Raw genomic sequence first — 24,152 nt, 5'->3', positions numbered from 1 at the left:
AGAAGAAACGATGGTGCAGCACGGTAAAAGAGCGGTAGTTTTTTCTATTCTGGCGGGTTTATCTGGCGCAGCCGCGGCGCAATCGGCGGTCACATTGTATGGCGTGGCGGATGCCACGTTTGATGTGATCCATGTCACCGATGGCAAAACGACGGCTAACAACCCCAGCTTCAACCGCGTTTCCAGCAATGGCTCGCGCCTCGGTTTCAAGGGCGCTGAAAACCTGGGCAATGGCCTGACGGCGATATTTCAATTCGAGTCCAATGCAAATTTCGATAAAGGCGGGGCACTGGATACCAACCGCGATAATTTCGTGGGGATTGCGAGCCCCTGGGGTGTGTTCGTTCTGGGCAACGCGACCGGCCCCACCCGGGCACTGGCCGAAGCCGTGGATGTGAATGTGGATAGCGATGGTATTGCGAGCAATCGTGCCATTGTGGGTAAATTGGGCGGGGTCTTTGATGATGGCAAGATCAGGACAGGTACGCGTTCAGGTCCGTCGATGTGGGATGTTCGCTTCAAAAACGGGATCGGCTATATGTCACCGGTTTTTAGCGGCTTGCAAGTCATTCTGTCCTGGCAAACGCCGGAAGATAAAACGGAAACTCCGGGTATGCGGTTTCGGCCGATCGCTTTTGATTCCGGGGTGAAATATGTTAACGGTCGCTGGTTGGCAGGTGTCGGCTATGGCAAACTCTCCGAACGCAATGAGACCGGTTTCCCCGGTTTGGGCCCCGGTGGATTGGCCGGCTTGGGGATGGATGAAAAGCTGGATGAATTACGCGTTGCAGGCAAGTATGAGGGCGATCAGTTCAGTGTGCGCGGGCTTTTTGGCCAGGCAACAGCCAAAGGCAGCCTGGGGAAAATCAAGCAAAATACCTGGGGTGTTGGCGCAACGTATCAGGTGATGGCAAACGGCAAATTGACGAGCCAGTATTATCGCGCCAGGGATATTTCCGGCAGTGCGGTAGGTGCTGCGACATCACCTTACTTGTCGGGTGAGGATACCGGCGCGAAGTTTTATTCTGTTGGCTTCGAGTATTCGTTATCCAAACGTACGCTACTCAAGGCGCACTATGCGGCTTTGCGCAATGATGCAAAAACAGGGACGAATACCAGCGGTCGTGGCGGTTATGATTTTGGCAACGGGTATGCCAGTGAAAATTCCGGGGTGACGATCGGAGATGATGTCAAGTTATCCGGCTTTCAGTTTGGCATCAGACATACTTTCTGAGACTATTCTAACAACGGTTGTCCACAAAAAAACCGCGCCTGACGCTTGTCAGGCGCGGTTTTTTCATGCGCTTTTTTATGCTATCGATGCTTATTTTTGGTCTGTTTGACGTCCTGACAACCGACGGTTGTGTTGGTTTTGTAAGCAGCCAGTGGTGGCGGGCAAACCAGATCCGCCTCAGGGGCAACGGCGCCCTTGCCGGCTTTGCAGCGGTAAGCCCCGGTGCGGCTTGGCTTACCCGTCATTTTGTAGTCGGGTGGGCAGCTGGGTGCAACAGCGGCGGCGGTTGGCGCAACGGCTTTTGCGGCGCCTTGGACAACTACAGTGGCCGTGGCTTCACCAGCACAACGGAAATGCGTGGTAATTTTTTTGCCTTCGGCTTTCACGACATAAGTGCCGGGATGGGCATACGTCTTGGTGAGCGTGACTGGAAATTTTGATTCGGAGCCATTGATTTTTATTTTATCGCTCGTGCCATCGCCAAACTCAACCGCTAAGCCGCAGAGGCTGGGTGCATCGCCTTCCGCTGCAATGGTGATTTTGACGGCCTGTCCGGCTTGAGCGGGGTTCGGTTCGACAGTTACTGAGCCTATGCCGCCACTTTCAGCCAATGCAAGATTGGCGGTAAGGCTCAAGGCAAGTGAAACAGAGAGTGTAAGCAGGGTAAACTTGGCTTTCATAGAATGACTCCTCGTTGTTTGGCTTGCTAGGTTAGCTTGTTTTTCTGTATAGGTGAACCGGATGAAAATAATACGGTTGGCGGGCATCGTTGTCAGCATTGGATTGCTTTTGTTGGCAATTTTTTCGGGCGTGCTCTACGCCATGTTCGATAGCGAAAAAATCAAGGCTGAACTCGCCCGTGCGGTCTTTGTAAAGACACAGCGCCAGCTCACAATGACTGGTCCGCTGCAACTCTCGTTATGGCCCAATGTCGGCGTAAAGCTCGGACACACCACGCTGTCTGAACCGGCAAGCTCACGCGAATTTCTCACGCTTGATTCAGCGCGTATCGCGGTGGCTGTTATGCCTTTGTTAGCAAAACAAGTGGTAGTCAATCGCTTGGAAGCCGATGGGTTAACCGCCACGCTGATCAAAAGAAAAGATGGCACCTTGAATACAGCCGATCTCAGCAGCGATAAGACAGAAGACAAGAAAGAAAAAGTCGGCGCTGGTGAGACGGCAACGCAGTTTGATGTCGCGGGAATTACGCTGACCAATGCACATGTGGTGTGGCGCGATGAACAAGCAGGAAGCACGACTACGCTGGCCAAACTGAACATTGCCACCGGCCATGTGTTAGCGGATAGTCAGCATCAAACATTGGCAGTCGATGCGGTTGCCTTAAAGGATGTGCAGATCAATCGGCGCGATGAAACTACAGGCAGCACGATGGCGCTGGTCGGGCTGTCGTTTTCTGCCGATCATGTTGCAGCAAGCAGCGAATTAAAAACGCTGGTGGTGGATTCGCTTGCCCTGAAAAATAAACAATTTAGCCAGCGTGATGGAAAAACGGGTGAGACGACGCGCCTGGATGACCTCAGTTTTTCAGCGGCCCATGTCGCTGCCGATAGTGGCCGGCAAACCCTGGCAGTGGACGATGTCGCGCTGGCCACGCGGGGCAAGCGAGGCAGTAATGTGTTTGATATCGATTTGGCTGCGCCACAACTCACTTTGACGCCAGGCAAGGTGACCGGCAAGACCATCAGCCTGAACGCCAAATTCAATGGGGGTGGGCGCCAAACCACCGCGAAGATTGCGCTATCCGGCGTGGAAGGCACCCTGAGCGATGTCAAGGTTACCCGCATGGTGCTCGATGCCGATTCAAACAGCGGTACAACGGCACTCAAGATTCATCTGGCATCGCCCCTGAGCGCTAATCTCACAACGCAAACCGTCACGCTGCAAAAAATTGCAGGTACGGTGGACATGAAAAATCCTGTCCTGCCCATGAAGCAGGTGAGCTTGCCGCTCAATGGCAGCGCTCAGGTGGATGTGAAAAAGCAAAGAGCGGCGGTTAAGCTGGCCACTCAGTTTGACGAATCGAAGGTTTTTCTCGACGCACGGATTGATCATTTTTCACCACCCGCTTCGGGTTTCGATCTCACCATCGATCGCTTGAATGTGGATAAATACTTTCCGCCAAAACCTGCTGTGGCAACCTCTTCCGCAGGCGCGGCAGATCAAGCAAGTGCGAGTGCTGATTCCCCGTTGGATTTTTCAGCCCTGCACGGCCTGAACCTGCATGGGGCTGTGCGCATCGGTTCGCTGCAAGTAAAAAATCTCAAGTTTGCCCAGCTTAACGCAACACTCAAAGCAGCCAATGGCCGGTTGGATATCTCGCCACTCTCGGCCAATCTTTATGAAGGCTCGATGAACGGTAGCTTGACTGTGAATGCGCAAGGCAATGGCGTGGCGGTGAGGCAAAAATTGGTGGGTGTGAGTATTAATCCGCTCTTGAAAGATTTGGCTGATAAAGATTTGATTGCAGGAAAAGGCACCGTGACGGTAGATGCCACAGGCCAGGGCGCGACCGTGCTCGCGCTGAAAAAATCGTTGGCGGGTTCCGCTTCATTGATCTTGCGGGATGGCGCCATCAAAGGCATCAATCTGGCGCAGAGCCTGCGCGATATTAAAGCCACGCTGGGGGCCAAGCAGGAGGTGACCCAGGTTTCCCGAGGGGTGGATAAAACCGATTTTTCGGAACTCGCCGCCTCTTTTCGCATCGCCGGTGGGGTTGCACATAACGATGATTTAGCCATGAAGTCCCCCTTTTTGCGGCTCTCGGGTGCGGGCGATATTGATATAGGTAATAATCGGATTAACTATCTGGCCAAAGCTCGCGTGGTGAATACGAGTGCAGGCCAGGATGGCAAGGAGGTCGATCAAGTCAAGGGGGTGACAGTGCCTGTTCGCGTCACTGGCCCGCTGGATAAAATCACGTGGAAGATTGAGTTTGCCAATGCGATAGGTGATTTGCTCAAAGAAAAAACTCAGGTGCGTATCGACGAAAAGAAACAGCAACTACAGCAAAAAGTCGACGAGAAGAAACAGGAAATCCGACAGAAAGCCACCGATCAATTGAAAGATAAGCTAAAAGGACTTTTTGGCCGATGAATAGCGAACAGAACATGGAAAAAATTTTTGCGGCCAATCGCCACTGGGCTGAGCGTGTACGTGCGGAGGACCCCGCTTTCTTCGACAAGCTCGCCCACTTGCAAGCCCCGGAGTATTTATGGATCGGCTGCTCGGACTCACGGGTGCCGGCCAATGAAATCACTGGCCTGTTACCGGGCGAAGTGTTCGTCCACCGCAATATCGCCAATGTGGTGGTGCATACCGATTTGAACTGCCTCTCGGTTATTCAGTTTGCGATTGATGTGCTCCGTGTGCGGCACATCATGGTGGTGGGGCATTATGGGTGCGGCGGGGTGCGCGCCGCGCTGGATAATGCACGGGTCGGGTTGGCCGACAACTGGTTGCGCCATATTCAGGATGTGCGCGATAAACACCAGAATTTACTGGCCGGCATTTCGGACGAGCATCAGCGCTGGGCCTGCCTGTGCGAGCTGAATGTGCTGGAGCAAGCCATCAATGTCGCCCGCACGACGCTGGTGCGCGATAGCTGGGCGCGCGATCAGGCACTGACGGTGCATGGCTGGATTTACGGCCTGACCGATGGCCTGCTGCGCGACACCGGTTTTATTGTCTCGGCTAATGATGAGGTGGATCTGCTGGCCGCGCAATCGTTAGCAGCGCTGCAGCGCAACTATGCGCCGCATGGCTGATTGCTGATACGGTGGCAGTAATACGGCGGCGAGTTTATTGAGCAGGCGGTGTCCCCTGTGGTTGATATTCCGCCACCCACGTTGCCAGGTCTTGCTTGACTTCTTGCTCATTGCGTGAAGTGGCGTTAAGCCAGGCCTCGAGTGCCGTCAGCCAAGTGGATTCAGGCGCGTCTGAGGCTTTTGCAATACGCAGTTTGGGGTGTGGTGTTGGCAGTGTTGATTCGTTGTCTGCCAGCAGTTCTTCAAAAAGCTTGTCGCCCGGCCGCAGACCAGTAAATTCAATTTTTATCGCGTGCTCATCAAGGCCAGACAACCGAATCATGTCGCGCGCCAGATCAACAATTTTTACCGGCTCGCCCATGTCCAGGACAAAAATTTTGCCACCTTCACTATCGCGGTGAGCGAACAGCCCGGCCTGCAATACCAGTTGTACGGCTTCGGGGATCAACATGAAATAACGGATGATCTCCGGATGCGTCACCGTCACCGGCCCGCCGCGCGCGATTTGCTCTCGAAACAGCGGAATCACGCTGCCGGAAGACCCCAGGACATTGCCAAAACGAACCGCCACAAAACGCGTCTGTGATTGCTTTTGCAGCGCCTGGCATACGGCTTCTGCGAGCCGTTTGCTGGCACCCATGACATTGGTCGGGTTTACCGCCTTATCGGTTGAAATCAGCACGAACTCGCTGGCACCACAGGCCATGGCAGCGCGCGCGGCGTTCAATGTGCCCAGCACATTGTTGCGCATGGCTTGCCAGGCATTGGCCGCTTCCATCAGTGGTACATGTTTGTAGGCTGCGGCATGGAACACCACATGCGGCCGGTGTTCGGCGAAAATTTCAGCCAGTCGTGCGGCGTCTTTGACATCGCCGATCACGTAACGTGCCGCGTGCTTTACGGTGGCGAACTGCGGGCCGGAAAATTCTTGTTCCATCTGATAGAGCGATAATTCGGATTGATCGAGCAACACCAATCGCTGGGGCGAGAAGCGTGCGATCTGGCGGCACAGCTCGGCACCGATGGAGCCGCCCGCGCCGGTGACCAGTACGGTCTTTTGGTGGAGTAAATCACGCAGGCCTGCTTCATCCAGCGCAATAGGCTCGCGGCCAAGCAGGTCTTCTAACGCGACGCGACGCAGTTGCGAAATGATCAGTTTGCCGGAAAGGAGATCATCCATGGTGGGCACAGTGAGCACTATCAGCCCGGCGGCTGCGGCGAGTTCTGCAGCGCGTCGGCGTACGTTTGCCGCGGCTTGTGGCATGGCAATAACCACATTTTTGACACCTTGTGCTGCTGCGGTTGCGGCAATATCTGACAGCTGCCCAAGTACGGGTGCTTCGTTAATCTGGCGGCCGATCTTGCTGCTATCGTCGTCCAGAAAACCGACCACACGCCAGGTGCGGTTGCCATGCAGAGCGCGCAGCAGGTCTGCCCCAGCCGAGCCTGCGCCCAGCACTAACAAAGGTTCGCGGCCGAGTTCGCTCACGCTGAGTAGATGCCCGTCTTTCCAGGAACGATAAGCAAAGCGTGCACCGCCCATGACAAGCACCAGCAGCAACGGATGCAGAATCAGGACCGAGCGTGGCACATCCATCAGACGCTGCACCATGAACAACAGCGGCGGTACGACCAATGCCGCTAATCCCACTGCCAGCAAAATGCGCTTCAAATCAGGCAGGCTGGCAAAACGCCACATGCCGCGATACAGCCCGAAGCGATAAAAGGCGGCCGCATGCACGATCAGCACCCAAGGCAGCGTGATAGCGATGACGTACGGAAAATTTTGCGGCAACGAAAAGTTATAGCGGAGTGAATAAGCCATTCCCCACGCCAATATGACAGCGATGAGGTCGAACAGAATCACTAGCGTGATGCGCAAACCCATGCGGTTTTTCTGGCGCAAGGCGGCACGTAGGTTCACGTCAGCAGCCTTTTGGTTGCGCTGTGAAAAAAGTCATTGTCATCATGAGTGGGTGCCGGGCGGCCGGGTTGGGTGGGTTAGGTCTGGGGGCTGGCGCTGCAAGGCTGCCATTTTGGCGTACTTGACAAAGCTGGTGCCACAGCCGATCAGGATGTGCGTCAAGCCAGGCAAACCGTCGAGAAACCCGCGCCGGAAAAAATAAAATTTGATGAATCGCACCAGGGGCGAGAGCAGTAAGTGCGCGGCATGGGCACGCTTGCCTTGCGCTCGTGCCGCGTTGGCGGCCAGGGTGCTGTAGTGGTTTTGTTTATCCAGATAGTTTGCCAGCGATTCTGCCGAATCGTGCAACAGGTCGCCGGCCAGGGTACCCACCGCGCCGGTGGCACACACTTTTTCGTGCACTACGTCGGCAGACCACTGCGCATGGTGCCGGTTAAAGAAACGCAAACTCCAATCGGGGTAGCCTTCGCCATGACGTAAATAATGACCCATGAAGCGGTTGCAACGGGCAAAGCGATAGGCATAAAAAGTTCCCGGAGGCGACCTGAAGGTAGTGCAAGGCAAGCACCGCACTGGCGTTGGTGATACGGCGGGTGTAGCAATCGTTTTGTCATTAAGTACAGCCTGCAGGCTTTGACGTAAGTGATCACTGACGCGCTCATCGGCATCAATGCAAAGCACCCAATCGTGCGCTGCTTCTCCAACGGCAAACTGTTTTTGCGGCCCGAATCCTCGCCAGTGCGAGTGAATGACCCGCGCGCCGTATTTGAGCGCGATGGCAGCCGTGTCATCCGTACTGCCCGAATCGACGACCAGAATCTCATCGCAAAAGGCAACGCTGGCAAGACAAGCCGGCAGCGTGTGCGCGGCATTTTTGGTTACCAGAACAGCCGATACAGGGGTTTTTATCATGCTAAAAAACGTGTGGGCAGTGAATCGCTATGGCTATATAGACAGAGATAGCGGCTGAATTTAGCACGCCAGAGACGTTTCTGGCGTAATGATGCCGCCACGTATAATCAGCGGCGATATGCGCATTCTCCTTGTTAAAACCTCATCCCTCGGGGATATTATTCACAGCCTGCCCGTGATATCGGATGTGCGCAAAGCCTTTCCGCGAGCACAGATTGACTGGCTGGTAGAAGAAAGCTTTGCGGATATTCCTCTGTTGCATCCGGGTGTACGAGCGGTTATTCCTGTCGCGTTACGGCGCTGGCGAAAGTCTTTACTCAAGGCGAGCACATGGCATGAAATGCGCCAGTTTTATGCTGCGTTACGCCGTGAAAATTACGACACGGTCATCGATACCCAGGGATTGCTCAAAAGCGCACTGCTGGCGCGTCTGGCGTGTGGAGGACGCGCCGGTTTTTCGGTCGCTTCAGCGCGCGAGCCCATCGCCGCATTGTTTTATAACAAGACGGTTACGGTAGACAATAAGCTGCATGCGGTGGCGCGCAGCCGATGGCTTGCTGCTGCTGCGCTGGGTTATACCGTGGCAGAGCCTTTGATGGCACCTGACTATGGGTTGCTCCTGCCGTCACCCGCGCCATCCCCGCCTGTGGCAAGTAATACGGTACTGCTGCTAACGGTCACCTCGCGCGCGGATAAATTGTGGCCAGAGCCTCACTGGCAGGCGCTGGGGAGTGCCTTGGCTGCGCGGGGGCTCATATGTTTGTTACCCAGTGGCAATCGTGCTGAACGCGCGCGTGCCATCCGCTTGGCACAAGTGATTCCGGGCGCAATTGCCCTGCCACCCTTATCCTTGCGTGACCTGGCCAGCTACTGTGCCGCCGCGCGATTAGTTGTGGGTGTGGATACCGGGCTGGTGCATTTAGCGGCTGCCGTGGGCCGTCCCACGCTGGCTTTGTTTTGCGCCTCTGACCCCGCATCGACGGGGGTTTTGGCGGGGCCCTTGGCCATCAATCTGGGGATGCAAGGTGCGCCCCCTGCCGTCGCTGAGGTGTTGGCTGCAGCGCAGCCGTGGCTATGACCATGCGGCGTTTTATGTATACCTTGGCGGTGCTGGCTTTGCTTCCGTGGGCGGCCATTCATTTGTTATGGCGTGCCAGAAAGCAGAAGGAGTATTTATATCACTGGGGCGAGCGCTGGGGTTTTTTTCCACGAGCGGAGCCTTTGCTATCAGGTCACCGACGGCCACCCACGCTGTGGCTGCACGCCGTCTCGGTGGGTGAAACACGTGCCGCGCAGCCGTTGGTCGCTGCCTTGCGTGACCGCTATCCTGACCATCGTATTCTGTTTACTCACATGACACCCACTGGACGCGCGACCTCTGCAGCCTTGTTCGGTAACACGGTGGAGCGCATTTATCTGCCCTACGATACGCCCTGGGCGATGCGGCGTTTTTTGCGCCATTACCAACCCCGGATCGGCCTGATTATGGAAACCGAGTTATGGCCGAATCTGCTCGCCGAATGCCGTGCCGCAGGCGTGCCGGTGTGTTTGCTTAACGCACGGTTGTCGGCGCGCTCGGCGCGGCGTTATGCCCGCTGGCCGAATCTCACGCGGCAAGCGCTGCAATCGCTCAGTGCGATTGGTGCGCAGTCATTGGATGATGCCGTACGCTTGACAAAGCTCGGTGCGGCAGAGATTACTGTCACGGGAAATCTTAAGTTTGATCTGGATGCACCGCCTGAGCAACTGGCACTGAGCCATGTGTTTCGTGCCCGTATGGGTACGCGCCCTGTGTGGTTGGCAGCCAGCACCCGTGAGGGCGAAGAAGCGCTGATTCTCGATGCATGGCATTCAGCAATGAATTCGAAAAAAGTCGGCTCTGATGAAGCAACTGATGAGACAACTGCACAGCAAGAAGGGGCAGGACAGAACCCTGCCCGCTTCGCTGTGGATGCGCTACAAGGCGGTCGAGCAAAAAACGCTCTGATAAAGCCCCGGCGCAGCAGGACGGTCGAGCAAAGTACGCTCTCCTCGTCGCTGCGGATCCTCGCCGTAGCGGATGGTGATACGGTGATGGGGGCTACCCCGCTACTGGTGATCGTGCCGCGACATCCGCAGCGTTTTGATGATGTGGCAAAGCTCGTGACTGAGCGTGGTTTATGCTTGCAGCGGCGTAGCGAAGATAACGCGATTGCACTGACAACCCACGTGCTGTTGGGCGACAGCATGGGTGAAATGTTTGCGTGGTATGCCGCGGCGGACTTGGCGTTTATCGGCGGCAGTTTGAAGGACTACGGCAGCCAGAATTTGATCGAAGCGTGCGTCGTTGGCACCCCGGTATTGATCGGCCCATCCACCTATAATTTTGCCGAGGCTGCCCGTGCAGCACTGACCTGTGGTGCTGCGCGGGCGATTAGTGATGCCGATGATCTGGTGCGTCAGGTAGGCGAGTTGCTTGCTGACGCGGGGCAACCTGGGCAACCCACGCAACACCAGCGTATGAGCGAGGCGGGCCGTGAATTCGCACGGCGGCATCGTGGTGCCACGGCGCGCAGCCTGACGTTGATTAGTGAAGTAATGCGTTAATCGCCTGCACATCCTGCTCGGTCAGGTTGCCTGCCGCAGACTTCAAGCGCAGCAAGGCAAGTAAAGTATCCAGCCGCGCTTTGGAAAGGCTTTGCTGCGTGGCGTACAGCTGGCTTTGTGCGTTTAACACATCAATATTAATGCGCACTCCCACGTCATATCCCAGCTTGTTTGAATCCAGCGACGATTGCGATGAAACCAGCGCGGCTTCGAACGCCTTAACTTGCGACAGCCCGGCGTTTACGCCGAGGTAGGATTGCCGTGCCTCCAACGCCGCTTGCCGGCGCGCGTTTTCCAGATCGGCCGCCGCCTTTTCTTTCAGTGCGACAGCCTCGCGATCTTTTGATGCGATAGCGCCCCCGGAGAAAACAGGAATCGAGAGCTGCAAGCCAATGCTGTTGCTATGACTGTCACTGCCACCGAAAATCGGGCTGTTACCCAGTGCGCTCCTGTTGCGGCTGGCCACCAGGTCGAGCGTAGGGTAATGTCCGGCGCGCTGCTTTTCAATTTCGCGCGTGGCAATCTCAAACGCCGCCTGCGCCGTATGAACACCAGGGTTGGCTGTCTCCGCCATGGTTACCCACGCGTTAATGTCGTTCGGTTGCGGGCTAATCAAGGCCGCGCCCGGGCGAAGATTTTGCAATGTGCCCGTTTCTTTACCGATGACGGTGCGCAATGTTTCCTGTTTGACAGCCAGATCATTTTGCGCAGCGATTTCCTGAGCGATGATCAAGTCATAGCGCGATTGCGCTTCGTTGGTGTCGGTGATGGTCGTGGTGCCTACTTCAAACGAGCGTTTAGCTGATTCAAGTTGTTCGGCAATCGCCGTTTTTTGGGTTTGCACAGTAGCGAGTGCATCCTGGGCGAGCAGCACATCAAAATAAGCCTGTGCGACACGCAAGATCAAGTCTTGGCGCGCTTGGGCAAATTGTGCTTCAGCCAGAGACACGGCCAGCTCTGCCTGGTTATAGGCAACCCAGTTTTGCCAGCGAAACAATGGCTGCGAGAGGTTGGCTGTCCAGCCATTGCTGTTGTACTGAAGGGTGTTTTCAGTGCCTGTGGCACGCGGGGTGCGGTGGTCGTCATTCCAGGCGGTGTTGGCTGTTAAACCGATACTGGGCAGCAGACCTGCGCGTCCTTGCGGCAGCTTTTCGCGTCCCGCATCCAGCGCCGCGCGCGCAGCAGCAAACTGTGCGTCATAAGCTACGGCATCGTGATAGGCCGATAGCAGATCAGCAGCCCCGGCCCCGCCGGTAAATAAATAGCTGATGAGCCACAGGGAATGTATTTTTTTCATGAGGTGCTCCGTAAAGTCGGTGTTATTTGACAAAATGCAGCGGCTAAGAGCATGCGAGAAAAATGTGAGCCTGCCCGTAAAAGATCGATGCGCCGTCAATAAGTCGTCAATAAGTCGGCATAGCAGGGTCAGCGTCGTGCGCCCAGGCTGCAATGCCACCTTGCAAATTGGTGATGGCGCTAAACCCCGCGTTTTCAAGAAACAGTCCGGATTGAAAGCTGCGTGCGCCGTGGTGACAAATCATGACAATATCTGCCGTGTGATCAAGTTCTGGATAACGCGCAGGCAGAGTGCTCATCGGTATGGAGATCGCATGGGGGATATGGCAGGTGGCAAATTCCCACGGCTCGCGCACATCCAGTAATACGGGCGGTGTGCGTGTGCTATCGCTTAACCATTCTTGCAATTGCGTGGCGGTTATCTGATGCATTGTCTCTCCAGTCGGGCTATCCGATGGGTTGCCGCAAGCTCGTGCAAACTTTAATCAGCACGAGTGATGGGGTGGCAGAAGGGTGTGGCAAAAGTATCGTTTTAGAAAACGAAACGCGGCGCTGGTTCTGCACCGCGCAGAAAATCGGCGTCGGTTTCAAACAGGGCAACACGCTCAAAATGATGCTCAATGCGATGTATCAGGGTGGCTTCCATCGCGGGACGTGTGCCTGTTACCGCAAACAGACGGCCGCCAGGCGTTAATTGATCGAGCAAAGTTTGCGGCACCTCAGCAACCGCACCGGATACCATGATGACGTGAAACGGGGCCTGCGTCGGTAGCCCGGCTAAGCCATCCCCCGTCACAACCTGGACATTGCGCACCCGGGCGTGTTCCAGATTAACGCGTGCTGAATCAGCCAACGCTGGATCAATTTCATAGGACAACACGTGGGCCGCATGCGCACCGAGCAACGCAGCCATATAGCCTGAGCCAGTGCCGATCTCGAGTACTCTCTCGTGACGGCGCATGGCTAATGCTTGCAAGGCGCGGGCTTCCAGCTCGGGCGTAAACATGTGAGCGCCATTGCCCAAGGGAATCGCAGCGGCGGCAAACGCCAGATGGCGATAAGCCGGCGGCACAAATTCTTCCCGTTTTATTTCGGAGAACAATGTCAGCACATTAGCTGCCAGCACTCGTGCAGGGCGCAGTTGCTGTTCAATCATGTTAAAGCGGGCTTGTTTAGTATCCATCATCTGATTTTATCGTATCGGGGGCCGTGAGACTGCTGGTTTGATCCAGGGGTTCTTGCTGTAGTGGTGCGGTGGGCTTGCGCACTTTGAATGTGGCGGCGTAGAGCGCTGGCAAGAATAGACAGGTAAGGAAAGTGGCAATGAGCAGCCCGCCCATGATGGCAATGGCCATCGGTCCCCAGAAATCTTGAAATGCCAGCGGAATCATCGCCAGAACTGCCGCTGCGCCGGTGAGCATGATGGGCCGCAAACGGCGCACGGTGGAATCCACGATGGCCTCCCACGGGGCTTTACCGGCATCTTCATCTTGCCTGATCTGATCGACGAGAATCACGGCATTGCGCATGATCATGCCCATGAGTGCAATCACGCCGGTTGTGGCGACAAAACCAAATGGTGCTCGAGAGATAATCAACCCCATGGCCACACCGATCATGCCCAATGGCGCCATGGCAATCACCATGAAGCTGCGGCTAATACTGTTCAGCTGCACCATCAAAAGCGTGAACACAACCACCAGCATCAATGGAACCCCCGCCGCAATCGATTTCTCGGCTTTGGCCGATTCCTCAATCGAGCCACCCATCTCGATGCGAAAGCCGGGCGGTAATTTTGCGCGAATGGCGTCCAGTTGCGGATTGATGGCCGATGACACGGTAGGAGCTTCAACTTCCCCGCGAATATCGCCGCGTACGCTGATGGTCGGCAGGCGATTACGGCGCCAGATCAGACCTTCTTCAAGCACCGGCTTGAGCCGCGCTACCTGGGCCAGCGGCACATGGCGTCCTTCTTCTGTCTGGATGTCCAGATCAGGCAGACGCTCCAGGGTGCGTGCGCTCGCGCCTTCGGCACGCCAGACAACATCAATGAGCTGATCCGCTTCGCGATACTGTGTGATCGCTACACCGCTAAGCCAAGCTTGCAGGGCTTGTGCAACCTCTTGCGTTGACACCCCCAGTGCGCGCGCGCGACCCTGGTCGATCTCGACCTTCAAACTTTTCACCTTATCGTTCCAGTCGAGGTGAACGTCTTGCAGGTTGTCATGTTTGCGCATGATGGCTGCCACATTGCCAGCTATTGTGCGTAGTTGCTCGAGGTCTTCACCCATCACGCGAAACTGAACGGGGTAACCCACGGGCGGCCCATTTTCCAGCCGGATAACGCGGGCCCGTACCTCAGCCCAGCGGCCATCAGGTGCGGCAAACTCGGCTTCGAGCTTTTTCTTCAGTGTTTCCCGATCAGTGACATTTTTTGCTACGACCAGAAGTTGGCCAAAATTATCATTAAACAATTGCTGGTCTTGCGGCAAATAAAAACGGGGCGCGCCATTGCCGATATAACTGGAGAAACTCTCGACACCCGATTCTTTTGCGAGAAGTTTCTCGACGCGTTCGACGCTCTGTGTCGTTGCCTGGATCGACGCGCCTTGTGGAAGCCAGACGTCTACAATCAATTGCTGCCGATCCGCGTGGGGGAAGAACTGTTTTTGTACAAACAGATTGAAAGCCACCAACGAGAGAGCAAACACAGCTAGTGTGACACCAATGACTTTCCAGCGATGCGTGAGGCAAGCTTCCAGCGCCCTGCGAAAGCGCTGGTAGAAAGGCGTATCGTAAATATCACTATGGTGCTCGCTACCAAATTTGCGCAACTTGTCGACATCCAGCAAACGGTAGCCAATAAAAGGAGTGAATACCACCGCGACAATCCACGAAGTAACGAGCGCAGTGGTAACGACTACAAACATCGAGAATACATATTCACCCGGGCCGGATTTAGCAAAGCCGACAGGAATAAATCCGGCGGCAGTGATGAGTGTGCCGGTCAGCATTGGAAAAGCCGTGGAGGTATAGGCAAAGCTTGCGGCTTTGGCGCGATCCCAGCCTTGTTCGATTTTCACGACCATCATTTCAACAGCGATGATGGCGTCATCGACCAGCAGACCCAGCGCAATAATCAATGCACCTAACGAAATGCGCTGCAGATCGATACCCAAAGTGTCCATCATCAAAAAGGTGATGGCGAGCACCAGCGGAATCGACAAAGCCACGACCAGGCCCGTACGCCAGCCGAGCGTGAGAAAGGAGACTGCCAGCACAATGGCAATGGCTTCAGCGAGTGACGTCAGAAATACGCCAATTGCCTTGGCGACAAGGCTCGGTTGATCGGCAACGCGATGCAGCGTCATGCCTAAAGGCAGATTGCGGCCTAACGCAGCGGTGCGTGCGCCAAGGTCGCGACCGAGTGCCAGAATGTTACCCCCGGCTTTCATGACCACACCAATGCCGATTACATCCTGGCCATTGACGCGCATGCGCCAGTTGGCAGGTTCGGCGTAGCCGCGCCGAATGTGTGCGATGTCACCCAAACGGAAACTCTGGCCACCAACGCGCAATTGCGTATTCTGAATTTGTTCCACCGCACTGTAAGCGCCGGTAATGCGGATTTGCACGCGGTCACTGGTGGTGTCGATAAAGCCCGCTGGCGTGACGGCATTTTGTTTTTGCAGCGCCGCAAACAATTGGGGTGCTGTAATGCCTAAGGCGGCAAGTCGTTGCGGCTCGGCTTCAACCCAGATTTTTTCATCCTGTACACCAAACAACTCGACTTTTTTTACATCGGCGGCATTACGCAATTCACGTGCGATGCGATCCGCTTCACGACGTAATTCGCCCATGGTGAAATCCTTGCCGGCCAAGGCAAAGATATTCATGTTGACGTCGCCAAACTCTTCGTTAGGGAAAGGGCCTATCACGCCAGCGGGCAGGGTGGTGCGTATATCGTCCAGCTTGCGCCGCACCTGCCGCCAAGCTTCGGGCACGGAGGTTTTGGGGGTGTCCTCCTTGAGCGTAATAAAGATCAACGATTCGCCTGGCTTGGAGCTGGAGCGGACGAAATCGAGGTTTGATGTCTCTTGTAACTTCTTTTCGATGCGCTCGGATACCTGCTGCTCTACTTCTTCTGCGGTTGCGCCCGGCCAGAGGGTACGCACCACCATCACCCGAAAGGTGAAGTCGGGGTCTTCGGCACGTCCCAGTTTGAAGTAGGCCAGGGCACCCGCGACCATCAGTACGATGATCAGATACGTCACCATCGCCGGATGGCGAATGGACCAGGCGGAGACGTTAAAGTTTTTCATTGTTGCGCCTCGACGGCGTGCACTTTTTCCCCGGCTGTCAGCAGGGTGACGCCTGCATTAACAATATGATCACCAGCAGACAATCCTTGCGTGACGATGGCTTGGTCACCCTCGTACCGGCTCACGCTGACAGGTGCCAGTGCCACCGTATCACCAGCGCCGACTTTCCAGACAGCCATTTGTTTTGCTGTCTGGAAAATTGCTTTGAGTGGAACCGCAAACGTGGCGCCAACCGCGGTTGGCGAGGTAAAGCGCACCGTTGCCGAGAGGCCTACAGGCAGGCGCATGGGCGCAGCGGGCAAGGCCACGCGCGCGGCATAAGTGCGCGTCACAGGGTCTGCTGCGGCAGAGATTTCGCGTAACTTGCCAGTCAGCGCAGGCGCTTGATCGCCTTGAGCCCATAAGTTGACTTCGGCCGGCGCGCCTGCGCTAAGACGGCTGATGTCGCCTTCCGGCAGGCTGATCGCCACTTCGCGTTCACCATCGGGCGCAAGGCGGAAGATGGGCTGGCCGGCAGCGACCACTTGGCCGGCTTCGGCCAGCACTGCCGCAATCACGCCATCACGGTCGGCGGTTAATGTGGTGTACGCAGCCTGGTTACGGGTAATGTGCGCTTGCGCCCGGGCTGATATGGCTGTCGCTTCGCGCGCATCCAGGGCGGCCTGGCTGACAAAGTTTTTGCTTCGCAGATCGCGATAGCGTTTGAGTTCCGCTGCCGCCAGCCGTGATTGTGCTTCTGATTGTTCCACCTGCAAGGCAAAGTCTGCTGCATCAATGCGTGCTAGCGGCTGGCCGCGTTTGACCACGGCACCTGCATCAACCAAGCGGCTAACCACCTTGCCCGGCACGCGAAATCCCAGCAAGGTTTCAAACCGTGCATGCACTTCGCCAGAATATGCGCGTGACTCTGCCGCCGCCCCTGCGCCGACTGTCATTACCCGCACGGATTTAATTTTTACCGGCGGTGGTGGTGCTTGATGGCAGGCAGACAGCGCCAAGGTGGTGGCAAGCAATGCAGAACAGGTGGCAATTGGCAGGTTTTTCATTGAGGTAAATCAATCCGGAAAAGGTGTGTGGCGAGCCATGCGGTAGCGCAAATAAAAAATGAGTGAAGTGAGTGCTCAGCGTTTAGTCGATTGGGGCTGCGGCTGCGCCGCCAGGCCCGCGAGGATGAGATCAAGATGAGTGTTCAGATAGCGCGTTGGATCAACCACTGGGCAGCCGCTGGCGCCCATGGAGTGCTGCCACACGAAATGCATCAGTAGTGGGGCGATCAGCAGCTCAACTACCGCATCCCGATCAAGCGAGCGAAACTCGCCCCGTGCCACGCCACGATCTATAACGCGGCCTAGCAGCGTACGGGCGCGGGCATAGGCGATTTGTTCGTGATAAAGCGCCAGCTCAGGAAAATTGCGCGCCTCGCTAATCATCAGTTTGGGAATTCCACCCAGCGGGGAAGCGCTGAAACGGACGTGCCACCGCGTGAGCAACTCGCGCAATAAGGTGCCAGAATCACCGGTAAACTCATCGATCAGGTGCGCGCCTTCATCAAGAATAGGCACCACCCCCTGGGTAATCACGGCCTTGAACAGCGCTTCTTTATCCTCAAAATAAAGGTAAAGTGTGGCTTTGGAGACGCCCGCGCGTGCGGCAATATCCTCGCTGCGCGTAGCTGCATAGCCGCGCGCAATGAATAACTCGATCGCTGCTTCCATCAGCTCACTTGGGCGGGCTTCTTTTCTGCGGCGGCGGACGGGTTTGGCGACAGGCGTTGGGCGGGTAACCATTGTCTTGGCAGTCATAGGGCATTATCCATTAATAACTATCGGGTTATTATAAATGGTGCGCTGCAAAAAAGCAACTGAAATGCATAGTTTCTAAAAAGCCGCCCTTCGGGAACAGCCCGGTCCGTATGGATAGAAACAGGCTGCTGCCGTACGCTGTTCCCCCCAGACGTCAGTGACGAGCCCGTTCAGCCGTTTCAGGCTTTCACCGCAGCTCTGGAGCGAATGGCGGACTGGCTTGTTGGCGTGGGCAAGCGCACGGTTGCCATGGAATCGACGAACGTGGACTGGGTGCCGGTTCGAAATTCTGGAGGATTGCGGCATGGAGGTGATTCTGGCGAACGCCCGGTATTCCGCACCGCACCTTTGCCCCTCTTGCGCTATGGGTTGCATTTATGGGGTCTTTCCAGTAATTTCTCTCCTTCCCCGTTGCTCCAAAGAATCGAGAGTCTGCTATGAACGCTAATGAAAAATTTGTCGCCGCCGAAGCGCTGGTTGATTCGGCCGCCATTGCCCCTTTGCCGAATTCACGCAAAATTTATGTCACCGGCAGCCGCCCCGACATTCGTGTGCCGATGCGCGAAATTACTCAGACTGGCGAGAACAATCCACCGATCAGTGTCTATGACACCTCCGGCGCCTATACCGACCCAAGCGTAAACATTGATATCCGCCGTGGCTTGCCCGCACTCCGTGCCGACTGGATTGCCGAGCGCAACGATACCGTTGAGCAGACTGACCTCAGTTCCGACTATGGTCGGCAGCGCCTGGCAGATGCGGAACTAGCTGAGCTGCGCTTTGACCTCGTGCGACGGCCGCGCGTTGCCAGGGCGGGGGCGAACGTCACCCAGATGCACTATGCCCGGCGCGGCATCATCACGCCGGAAATGGAATTTATCGCCATCCGCGAAAATCAGCGCCTGGAAGCGCTTACCGAAGATTTACGTCGGCAACATCCCGGACATAACTTTGGTGCCGTATCATTCGTCCATGCGCCCAAAATGATCACCGCTGAATTCGTGCGCGATGAAGTCGCCCGTGGCCGCGCCATCATCCCCAACAACATCAACCATCCGGAAAGCGAGCCGATGATTATCGGCCGCAACTTCCTCGTCAAAATCAACTGCAACATCGGCAATTCGCAACTTGCTTCGACGATACAGGACGAAGTCGACAAAATGACCTGGGCGATTCGCTGGGGCGGCGATACGGTGATGGATCTTTCCACCGGAAAAAATATCCACGAAACCCGCGAGTGGATCGTACGTAATTCGCCCGTGCCGATCGGCACTGTGCCAATTTACCAAGCGCTGGAAAAAGTGAACGGCAAAGCCGAAGACCTGACCTGGGAAATTTTCCGCGATACCTTGATCGAGCAGGCCGAGCAGGGCGTCGATTACTTCACCATCCACGCGGGTGTGCGCCTGGCTTACATTCCGATGACCGCCAAACGCATGACGGGCATTGTCAGCCGTGGCGGTTCGATTCTCGCCAAATGGTGTCTCTCGCATCACAAGGAAAACTTCCTCTACACGCACTTTGAAGACATCTGCGAGATCATGAAGGCGTATGACGTCGCCTTCAGTCTCGGCGATGGCCTGCGCCCCGGCTCGATTTATGATGCCAACGACGAAGCGCAACTCAGTGAGTTGGCCACACTCGGCGAGCTTACGCAAGTCGCGTGGAAACACGACGTGCAAGTGATGATCGAAGGCCCCGGCCACGTGCCGATGCACATGATCAAAGAGAACATGGAACTGCAATTAAAGATCTGCCATGAAGCCCCGTTCTACACGCTGGGCCCATTGACCACGGATATTGCCCCCGGCTACGACCACATCACCAGCGCCATCGGCGCGGCGATGATCGGCTGGTACGGCACGGCCATGCTCTGCTATGTGACGCCCAAGGAACACCTCGGCCTGCCGGACAAGAACGACGTCAAGGACGGCATCATGGCCTACAAGATCGCTGCCCATGCGGCCGACCTGGCCAAAGGCCATCCCGGCGCGCAGGTGCGCGACAACGCGCTCTCCAAGGCGCGCTTTGAATTCCGCTGGGAAGACCAGTTCAATCTTGGCCTGGATCCTGATAAATCGCGTGAATTCCATGATGAAACCTTGCCGCAGGATGGTGCTAAAACCGCGCACTTTTGCTCGATGTGCGGGCCGCATTTCTGCTCCATGAAAATCACCCAGGATGTGCGCGACTACGCTGCAAAACTGGGCGTATCGGAAGCAGAAGCCTTGCAAAAAGGCATGGAAATTAAAGCCGTCGAGTTCGTTAAAAGCGGTTCAGAACTGTATAAAAGGGCTGTCAGCTGAACGTAGTTAACGGCGTGGCCGTATCGGCCAAGCACGCCCCCGTCTGTCGACCCGGCTGCGGGGCGTGTTGCATTGCGCCCTCCATTTCCTCGCTCAATAAACCGGCCCGCTTACCGTGCCAGCATTTGACGACAGATTATCGTTGCGCCCTGTTTGGGTTACCGGAACGCCCCGCCTGTTGTGGCGGGTTGCAGCCTTCTGTTGAGATGTGTGGCGAAACCCGCGAGGCCGCGCTTATTTGGCTAGCACAGCTGGAAACAGCCACTGCGCCTTGATGGATAACGTCGTACACAAGACTTTTTCCAAGTAATCCTTAAAGTTGAGTTTCAATAGCAAGGCTGATATGTACTTGGTTTGAACGTTGTGGCCTGCTAAACTCTGACCTGTATAGTCAGAGCTGGGAGTTATTATGCACACATGGCAAATGCAAGAAGCGAAAGCGCGCCTGTCTGAAGTCGTAAAACTCGCTGAAAGCGAGGGGCCGCAAGACATCACGCTGCACGGCCGGTCAGTGGCTGTGGTGCTGTCACGGGCAACCTTTGAGCACCTCTCAGGCAGCGGACAATCACTCGTGGAGTTCATGCGCCAATCGCCGTTGTATGGGCTCGAAGAAATCGAGTTCGAACGCGACCGCAGCGCCGCGCGTGAGGTCGTGCTTTGAGCTATCTGCTCGATACCAATGTTCTCTCGGAACTGCGCCGCAAAACGCCCAACGCTGGTGTTGTCGAGTGGTTTGCCCGGCGTCCGGCATCCACCTTGTTCCTGAGTGTGTTGACGCTGGGCGAATTGCGCAAGGGTGTCGAAGGCATGGCTGACGCAGATCGCCGGACCGCCCTGCTGGATTGGCTCGAAGCGGAACTGCCGATCTTCTTTACCGGCCGGATTCTCTCAGTCGATGTGCAGGTGGCTGACCGCTGGGGGCGGTTGATGGCGGCAGCGAAGCGCCCGGTTCCGGCTATCGACAGCCTATTGGCAGCGACCGCCGCGCATCATGGCCTGAGCCTGGTCACTCGCAACGTGCGCGATTTTGTTGATTCAGGATTGGATGTCATCAACCCGTGGACCGATTGAGGTCAGCGCGGAGAACATAAAAGGAAATTTCATTTCATGGACTTCTATCCACACCTGCAAGCCCTGATTCTGGGGCTTGTCGAAGGGCTTACCGAGTTTTTGCCCATTTCATCCACCGGCCATCTGATTCTTGCCGGTTCTCTGCTTGATTTTAACGACGAGCGCGGCAAGCTGTTTGAGATTGTCATCCAGTCCGGAGCGATTCTCGCCGTATGCTGGGAATATCGCCAGCGCCTGGCGCAGATAGGGCGCGGTGTGTGGCAAGGTAATGACCCAGCCTCGCGCCGTTTTGTCCTTAATATCGCCATCGCCTTTTTGCCACTGGCCGTGCTTGGGCTGGCGTTTGGCAAAGTCATCAAGGCGCATTTATTTACCGCACCCGTCGTGGCCAGCCTGTTGATCGGCGGCGGGTTGGTCATACTGTGGGCAGAGCGGCGCACGCATACCGTGCGCATCGAAACCATCGAAGCGCTTACCCCGCGAGATGCGCTGGTGATGGGCTTGTTCCAGGCGCTGGCCTTGTTTCCCGGCACGTCACGCTCGGGCGCCACGATTATTGGTGGCCTGCTGTATGGTTTGTCGCGCCGCGCGGCAACCGAGTTTTCATTCTTTCTGGCCATGCCTACGCTGATTCTGGCCAGCATGTATGAGCTGTATCGCGACCGCGCACTGCTCAGGTGGCAAGATCTTGATTTATGGATTATCGGTTTTGTCACGGCGGCTGTGTCTGCCTTCGTCTGCGTGCGCTGGCTGTTGCGGTTTATTGCGCACCACGATTTCACCCCGTTTGCCTGGTATCGCATTGGCTTTGGTTTGCTGATTCTCGCCTCGTGGCACTGGGGCTGGGTGACGTGGGCCGCTTGATTTAATTGAGGTAAGGCTGACATGATTCTCTACCTGCACGGTTTTACCAGCGGCCCGCAATCAGTCAAGGCGCGCGCGCTCGGCGAGCGCATGGCAGCACGCGGGCTGGCGGCTGATTTCGTTTGCCCGCAACTGCCCGCTTCGCCCGCCGCAGCGCTTGCGCTGGCGGAGCAAATCATCATGCGGCAAAAAGTCGGCGATGGTGAGACGGCGACCCATGGGAAAATCATGCTGGTCGGCTCCTCGCTTGGCGGCTTTTACGCCACCTGGCTGGCGGAAAAATTCAATCTCAACGCCGTGCTGGTGAATCCCGCCGTAGTCGCCCGCCTGTCGCTGGAAAGTTTTGTCGGCCCGCAGCGCTGGCTTTACACCGGCGAACCATTCGATTTCACCCTTCAGCACATCGATGAGTTGCGCGCGCTCGAGTTACCGCGCTTAAGCCAGCCGCAACGCTTCTGGCTGCTGGCCGAAGAAGGCGATGAAACCCTCGATTACCGCGCGGCCGTCGCATATTACGCCGGTGCGCGGCAAACCGTGTTGCCCGGCGGCGACCACAGCTTTACGCGCTGGAACGATTATCTGGACGAGATCATCGACTGGCGCCCGCAATAAAAAACGGGCAGCCCCGAAAGGCTGCCCGTTTTAGTTTCAACCGGCTGTATTACAACAGCAATGCCGGATCAGAACGCGTGACGCAGGCCGAGTTGTAGGCCGGAGACTTTGATCTCGTCGCCAGCAAAGCCGGACGAGTTGTAACCAAAGTCATAACCACCATTACCATTGGTGGAGGTCATCGAGTCATTCTTCAGGTAGGTGTAGTTGGCCTTCAGCATCGTGCGCTTGGACAGGCTGTGCTCATAGCCAATCGTGTAGAACTTGGCGCCGGTGTCATCATCAGTCGGTGTGCCATCCAGATCATTGGCCCGGTAGTACTGGGCGGTGATGCGGCCATTGGCTGTCACGTTGTAGGTGGCACCAAGACCCCAGACATTCTGCTTGACATCCGTCCCGCCGCCTTCCACCTTGGTACGGGCGTAAAGACCACGGATGGTGGCCATGCCGAAGTCATAGATGCCGCCCAAACGCGCTTCTTTCACCTTGGTATCCGAAGGTAGGCCTCCTACTACTAATAGGACAGGAATCGGATTGTCGTTCTTCACTCGCAGCTCAGCATAAGTACCACCAATGTATATCGGGCCATTGTCATAGGTCAGGCCGAGATCATAGGCTGAAGTGTTAATTGGACCAAATGGAAAAGCAGCAGCGCCTTCGCTCTTGTTTTCATTGGCCATGTAGACAGCACTTGCCTGGAAGCCGGAGAACGAGGGGGAAACATAAGCGATCGAATTCTTGTGGCGGCTATCGAATAGGGAAGTGGTGTCATTCGAACGGCCACTAAGGTTGTAGTCTGTCACGCTCGCAATGCTGCCTACGTTGATCAATGTTTTCTGCAAGTTTCCATATGCCAGCCCGCCACCCAGTTTACCGAGGATAGCGGTGTTGCTGCCGATGCCTTCGCCGGTGTTCACGTCCAGACGGGCACCCAGGGCGCGGGTCGGGGCGGTCAGCGTACCCAACAACACTTTACCGAAATTGCCAGACAGGCCAACAAAGCTGTCGCGGCCGGTACTCAGGCTGCCGCCGTTATCAAACTTGGCATCGGATTCAAACTGGAAAATGGCATTCAGGCCATTGCCCAGGTTTTCCGTACCCTTGAAGCCGATATAGGAACCATTGGTCGACACACGGGTGAAGTTAGGGGTATTGTCCGAAAGGGCGCCTGATCCACCGCTGACACGGATGACATCAAATGATGCGTCGGCGACGCCGTAGATCGTCACATTGGTTTGCGCGAAAGCTGCGCTGGAAAGACCGGCGATAGCCAGAGCGATAAGTTTCTTTTGCATGAGGAACTCCTAAAAGATAAAAATTGAACTGCGAATTGAACTGCGATAACTTCTTTTTAAGCAACTACAAACTACAAACGACATACAAATCTAAAAGCACAACCGACAATGGCTTCACGTGTTGCCACTGTCAATGGCGACTT

Annotated in this window: 20 protein-coding genes; 10 read left to right on the top strand and 10 right to left on the bottom strand. The window is 56.0% G+C overall.

Annotated features, from left to right (window positions below; genetic code table 11):
* The first annotated feature begins 10 nt into the window (after nucleotides 1-10).
* Nucleotides 11-1,234, top strand: coding sequence for a porin (locus tag PG1C_RS13365; protein WP_202635225.1), 1,224 nt, complete (start codon nucleotides 11-13; stop codon nucleotides 1,232-1,234).
* A gap of 80 nt (nucleotides 1,235-1,314) precedes the next feature.
* Here PG1C_RS13365 and PG1C_RS13360 read toward each other — a convergent pair whose 3' ends face one another.
* Nucleotides 1,315-1,914 (bottom strand): hypothetical protein, encoded by a 600-nt coding sequence (locus PG1C_RS13360; protein WP_202635224.1) that lies wholly within the window; start codon nucleotides 1,912-1,914, stop codon nucleotides 1,315-1,317.
* 61 nt (nucleotides 1,915-1,975) lie between these two features.
* Here PG1C_RS13360 and PG1C_RS13355 point away from each other — a divergent pair, with 61 nt between their 5' ends.
* Nucleotides 1,976-4,348: an AsmA family protein gene (locus tag PG1C_RS13355; RefSeq protein WP_202635223.1), complete on the top strand. Its 2,373-nt coding sequence runs from the start codon at nucleotides 1,976-1,978 to the stop codon at nucleotides 4,346-4,348.
* Nucleotides 4,345-5,019 carry a carbonate dehydratase gene (gene can / locus PG1C_RS13350; protein WP_202635222.1) on the top strand — a complete coding sequence of 225 codons (675 nt, stop codon included), beginning with the start codon at nucleotides 4,345-4,347 and terminating at the stop codon, nucleotides 5,017-5,019. The genes PG1C_RS13355 and can overlap by 4 nt, the downstream gene beginning before the upstream one ends.
* Nucleotides 5,020-5,053: 34 nt before the next feature.
* On the opposite strand, the gene PG1C_RS13345 is transcribed toward can, so the two are convergent.
* Both PG1C_RS13345 and PG1C_RS13340 read right to left on the bottom strand, forming a co-directional pair.
* On the bottom strand, nucleotides 5,054-6,943 hold the full coding sequence (locus PG1C_RS13345; RefSeq protein ID WP_237218202.1) for a polysaccharide biosynthesis protein: 1,890 nt from the start codon (nucleotides 6,941-6,943) through the stop codon (nucleotides 5,054-5,056).
* A gap of 42 nt (nucleotides 6,944-6,985) precedes the next feature.
* Entirely contained in the window at nucleotides 6,986-7,855 is an 870-nt protein-coding gene (locus tag PG1C_RS13340; protein ID WP_202635221.1) for a glycosyltransferase family 2 protein, read from the bottom strand.
* A 118-nt stretch (nucleotides 7,856-7,973) separates the two neighbouring features.
* Here PG1C_RS13340 and waaC point away from each other — a divergent pair, with 118 nt between their 5' ends.
* Both waaC and PG1C_RS13330 read left to right on the top strand, forming a co-directional pair.
* A complete protein-coding gene (waaC, locus tag PG1C_RS13335) occupies nucleotides 7,974-8,933 on the top strand; it encodes a lipopolysaccharide heptosyltransferase I (RefSeq protein WP_202635220.1) in 960 nt (319 codons plus the stop codon).
* Between the two features lie 2 nt (nucleotides 8,934-8,935).
* Nucleotides 8,936-10,441, top strand: coding sequence for a 3-deoxy-D-manno-octulosonic acid transferase (locus PG1C_RS13330; protein WP_202635219.1), 1,506 nt, complete (start codon nucleotides 8,936-8,938; stop codon nucleotides 10,439-10,441).
* On the opposite strand, the gene PG1C_RS13325 is transcribed toward PG1C_RS13330, so the two are convergent.
* From PG1C_RS13325 to PG1C_RS13300, 6 genes are all read right to left on the bottom strand, one after another.
* Nucleotides 10,422-11,738 carry a TolC family outer membrane protein gene (locus tag PG1C_RS13325; protein WP_202635218.1) on the bottom strand — a complete coding sequence of 439 codons (1,317 nt, stop codon included), beginning with the start codon at nucleotides 11,736-11,738 and terminating at the stop codon, nucleotides 10,422-10,424. The genes PG1C_RS13330 and PG1C_RS13325 overlap by 20 nt on opposite strands.
* Nucleotides 11,739-11,844: 106 nt before the next feature.
* Nucleotides 11,845-12,168 carry a rhodanese-like domain-containing protein gene (locus tag PG1C_RS13320; RefSeq protein ID WP_202635217.1) on the bottom strand — a complete coding sequence of 108 codons (324 nt, stop codon included), beginning with the start codon at nucleotides 12,166-12,168 and terminating at the stop codon, nucleotides 11,845-11,847.
* A 101-nt stretch (nucleotides 12,169-12,269) separates the two neighbouring features.
* A complete protein-coding gene (locus PG1C_RS13315; RefSeq protein ID WP_237218201.1) occupies nucleotides 12,270-12,923 on the bottom strand; it encodes a protein-L-isoaspartate O-methyltransferase family protein in 654 nt (217 codons plus the stop codon).
* The gene (locus PG1C_RS13310; RefSeq protein ID WP_202635216.1) at nucleotides 12,910-16,059 is read right to left on the bottom strand and encodes an efflux RND transporter permease subunit; all 3,150 of its coding nucleotides are present in this window, start codon (nucleotides 16,057-16,059) and stop codon (nucleotides 12,910-12,912) included. The genes PG1C_RS13315 and PG1C_RS13310 overlap by 14 nt, the downstream gene beginning before the upstream one ends.
* Complete coding sequence (locus PG1C_RS13305; protein WP_202635215.1) at nucleotides 16,056-17,105, bottom strand: efflux RND transporter periplasmic adaptor subunit; 1,050 nt, start codon at nucleotides 17,103-17,105, stop codon at nucleotides 16,056-16,058. The genes PG1C_RS13310 and PG1C_RS13305 overlap by 4 nt, the downstream gene beginning before the upstream one ends.
* A gap of 75 nt (nucleotides 17,106-17,180) precedes the next feature.
* Nucleotides 17,181-17,861, bottom strand: coding sequence for a TetR/AcrR family transcriptional regulator (locus tag PG1C_RS13300; protein WP_237218200.1), 681 nt, complete (start codon nucleotides 17,859-17,861; stop codon nucleotides 17,181-17,183).
* Between the two features lie 437 nt (nucleotides 17,862-18,298).
* On the opposite strand from PG1C_RS13300, the gene thiC reads away from it, so the two are divergent.
* From thiC to PG1C_RS13275, 5 genes are all read left to right on the top strand, one after another.
* On the top strand, nucleotides 18,299-20,167 hold the full coding sequence (thiC, locus tag PG1C_RS13295) for a phosphomethylpyrimidine synthase ThiC (RefSeq protein ID WP_202635214.1): 1,869 nt from the start codon (nucleotides 18,299-18,301) through the stop codon (nucleotides 20,165-20,167).
* A gap of 409 nt (nucleotides 20,168-20,576) precedes the next feature.
* A complete protein-coding gene (locus PG1C_RS13290; protein WP_202635213.1) occupies nucleotides 20,577-20,828 on the top strand; it encodes a type II toxin-antitoxin system prevent-host-death family antitoxin in 252 nt (83 codons plus the stop codon).
* Nucleotides 20,825-21,238: a type II toxin-antitoxin system VapC family toxin gene (locus PG1C_RS13285; RefSeq protein ID WP_202635212.1), complete on the top strand. Its 414-nt coding sequence runs from the start codon at nucleotides 20,825-20,827 to the stop codon at nucleotides 21,236-21,238. Before PG1C_RS13290 ends, PG1C_RS13285 begins: the two co-directional genes overlap by 4 nt.
* Before the next feature lie 36 nt (nucleotides 21,239-21,274).
* Nucleotides 21,275-22,102, top strand: coding sequence for an undecaprenyl-diphosphate phosphatase (locus PG1C_RS13280; protein ID WP_202635211.1), 828 nt, complete (start codon nucleotides 21,275-21,277; stop codon nucleotides 22,100-22,102).
* 21 nt (nucleotides 22,103-22,123) lie between these two features.
* Entirely contained in the window at nucleotides 22,124-22,714 is a 591-nt protein-coding gene (locus PG1C_RS13275; RefSeq protein ID WP_202635210.1) for a YqiA/YcfP family alpha/beta fold hydrolase, read from the top strand.
* Nucleotides 22,715-22,782: 68 nt separating this feature from the next.
* Here the strand turns inward: PG1C_RS13275 and PG1C_RS13270 are convergent, their stop codons facing one another.
* Nucleotides 22,783-24,009 carry a porin gene (locus tag PG1C_RS13270; RefSeq protein ID WP_202635209.1) on the bottom strand — a complete coding sequence of 409 codons (1,227 nt, stop codon included), beginning with the start codon at nucleotides 24,007-24,009 and terminating at the stop codon, nucleotides 22,783-22,785.
* Nucleotides 24,010-24,152 lie beyond the last annotated feature (143 nt).

The organism is Rugosibacter aromaticivorans (assembly GCF_000934545.1).
GTDB classification, from domain to species: Bacteria; Pseudomonadota; Gammaproteobacteria; order Burkholderiales; family Rhodocyclaceae; genus Rugosibacter; species Rugosibacter aromaticivorans.
This window is presented reverse-complemented; position numbering and strand designations above follow the sequence as displayed.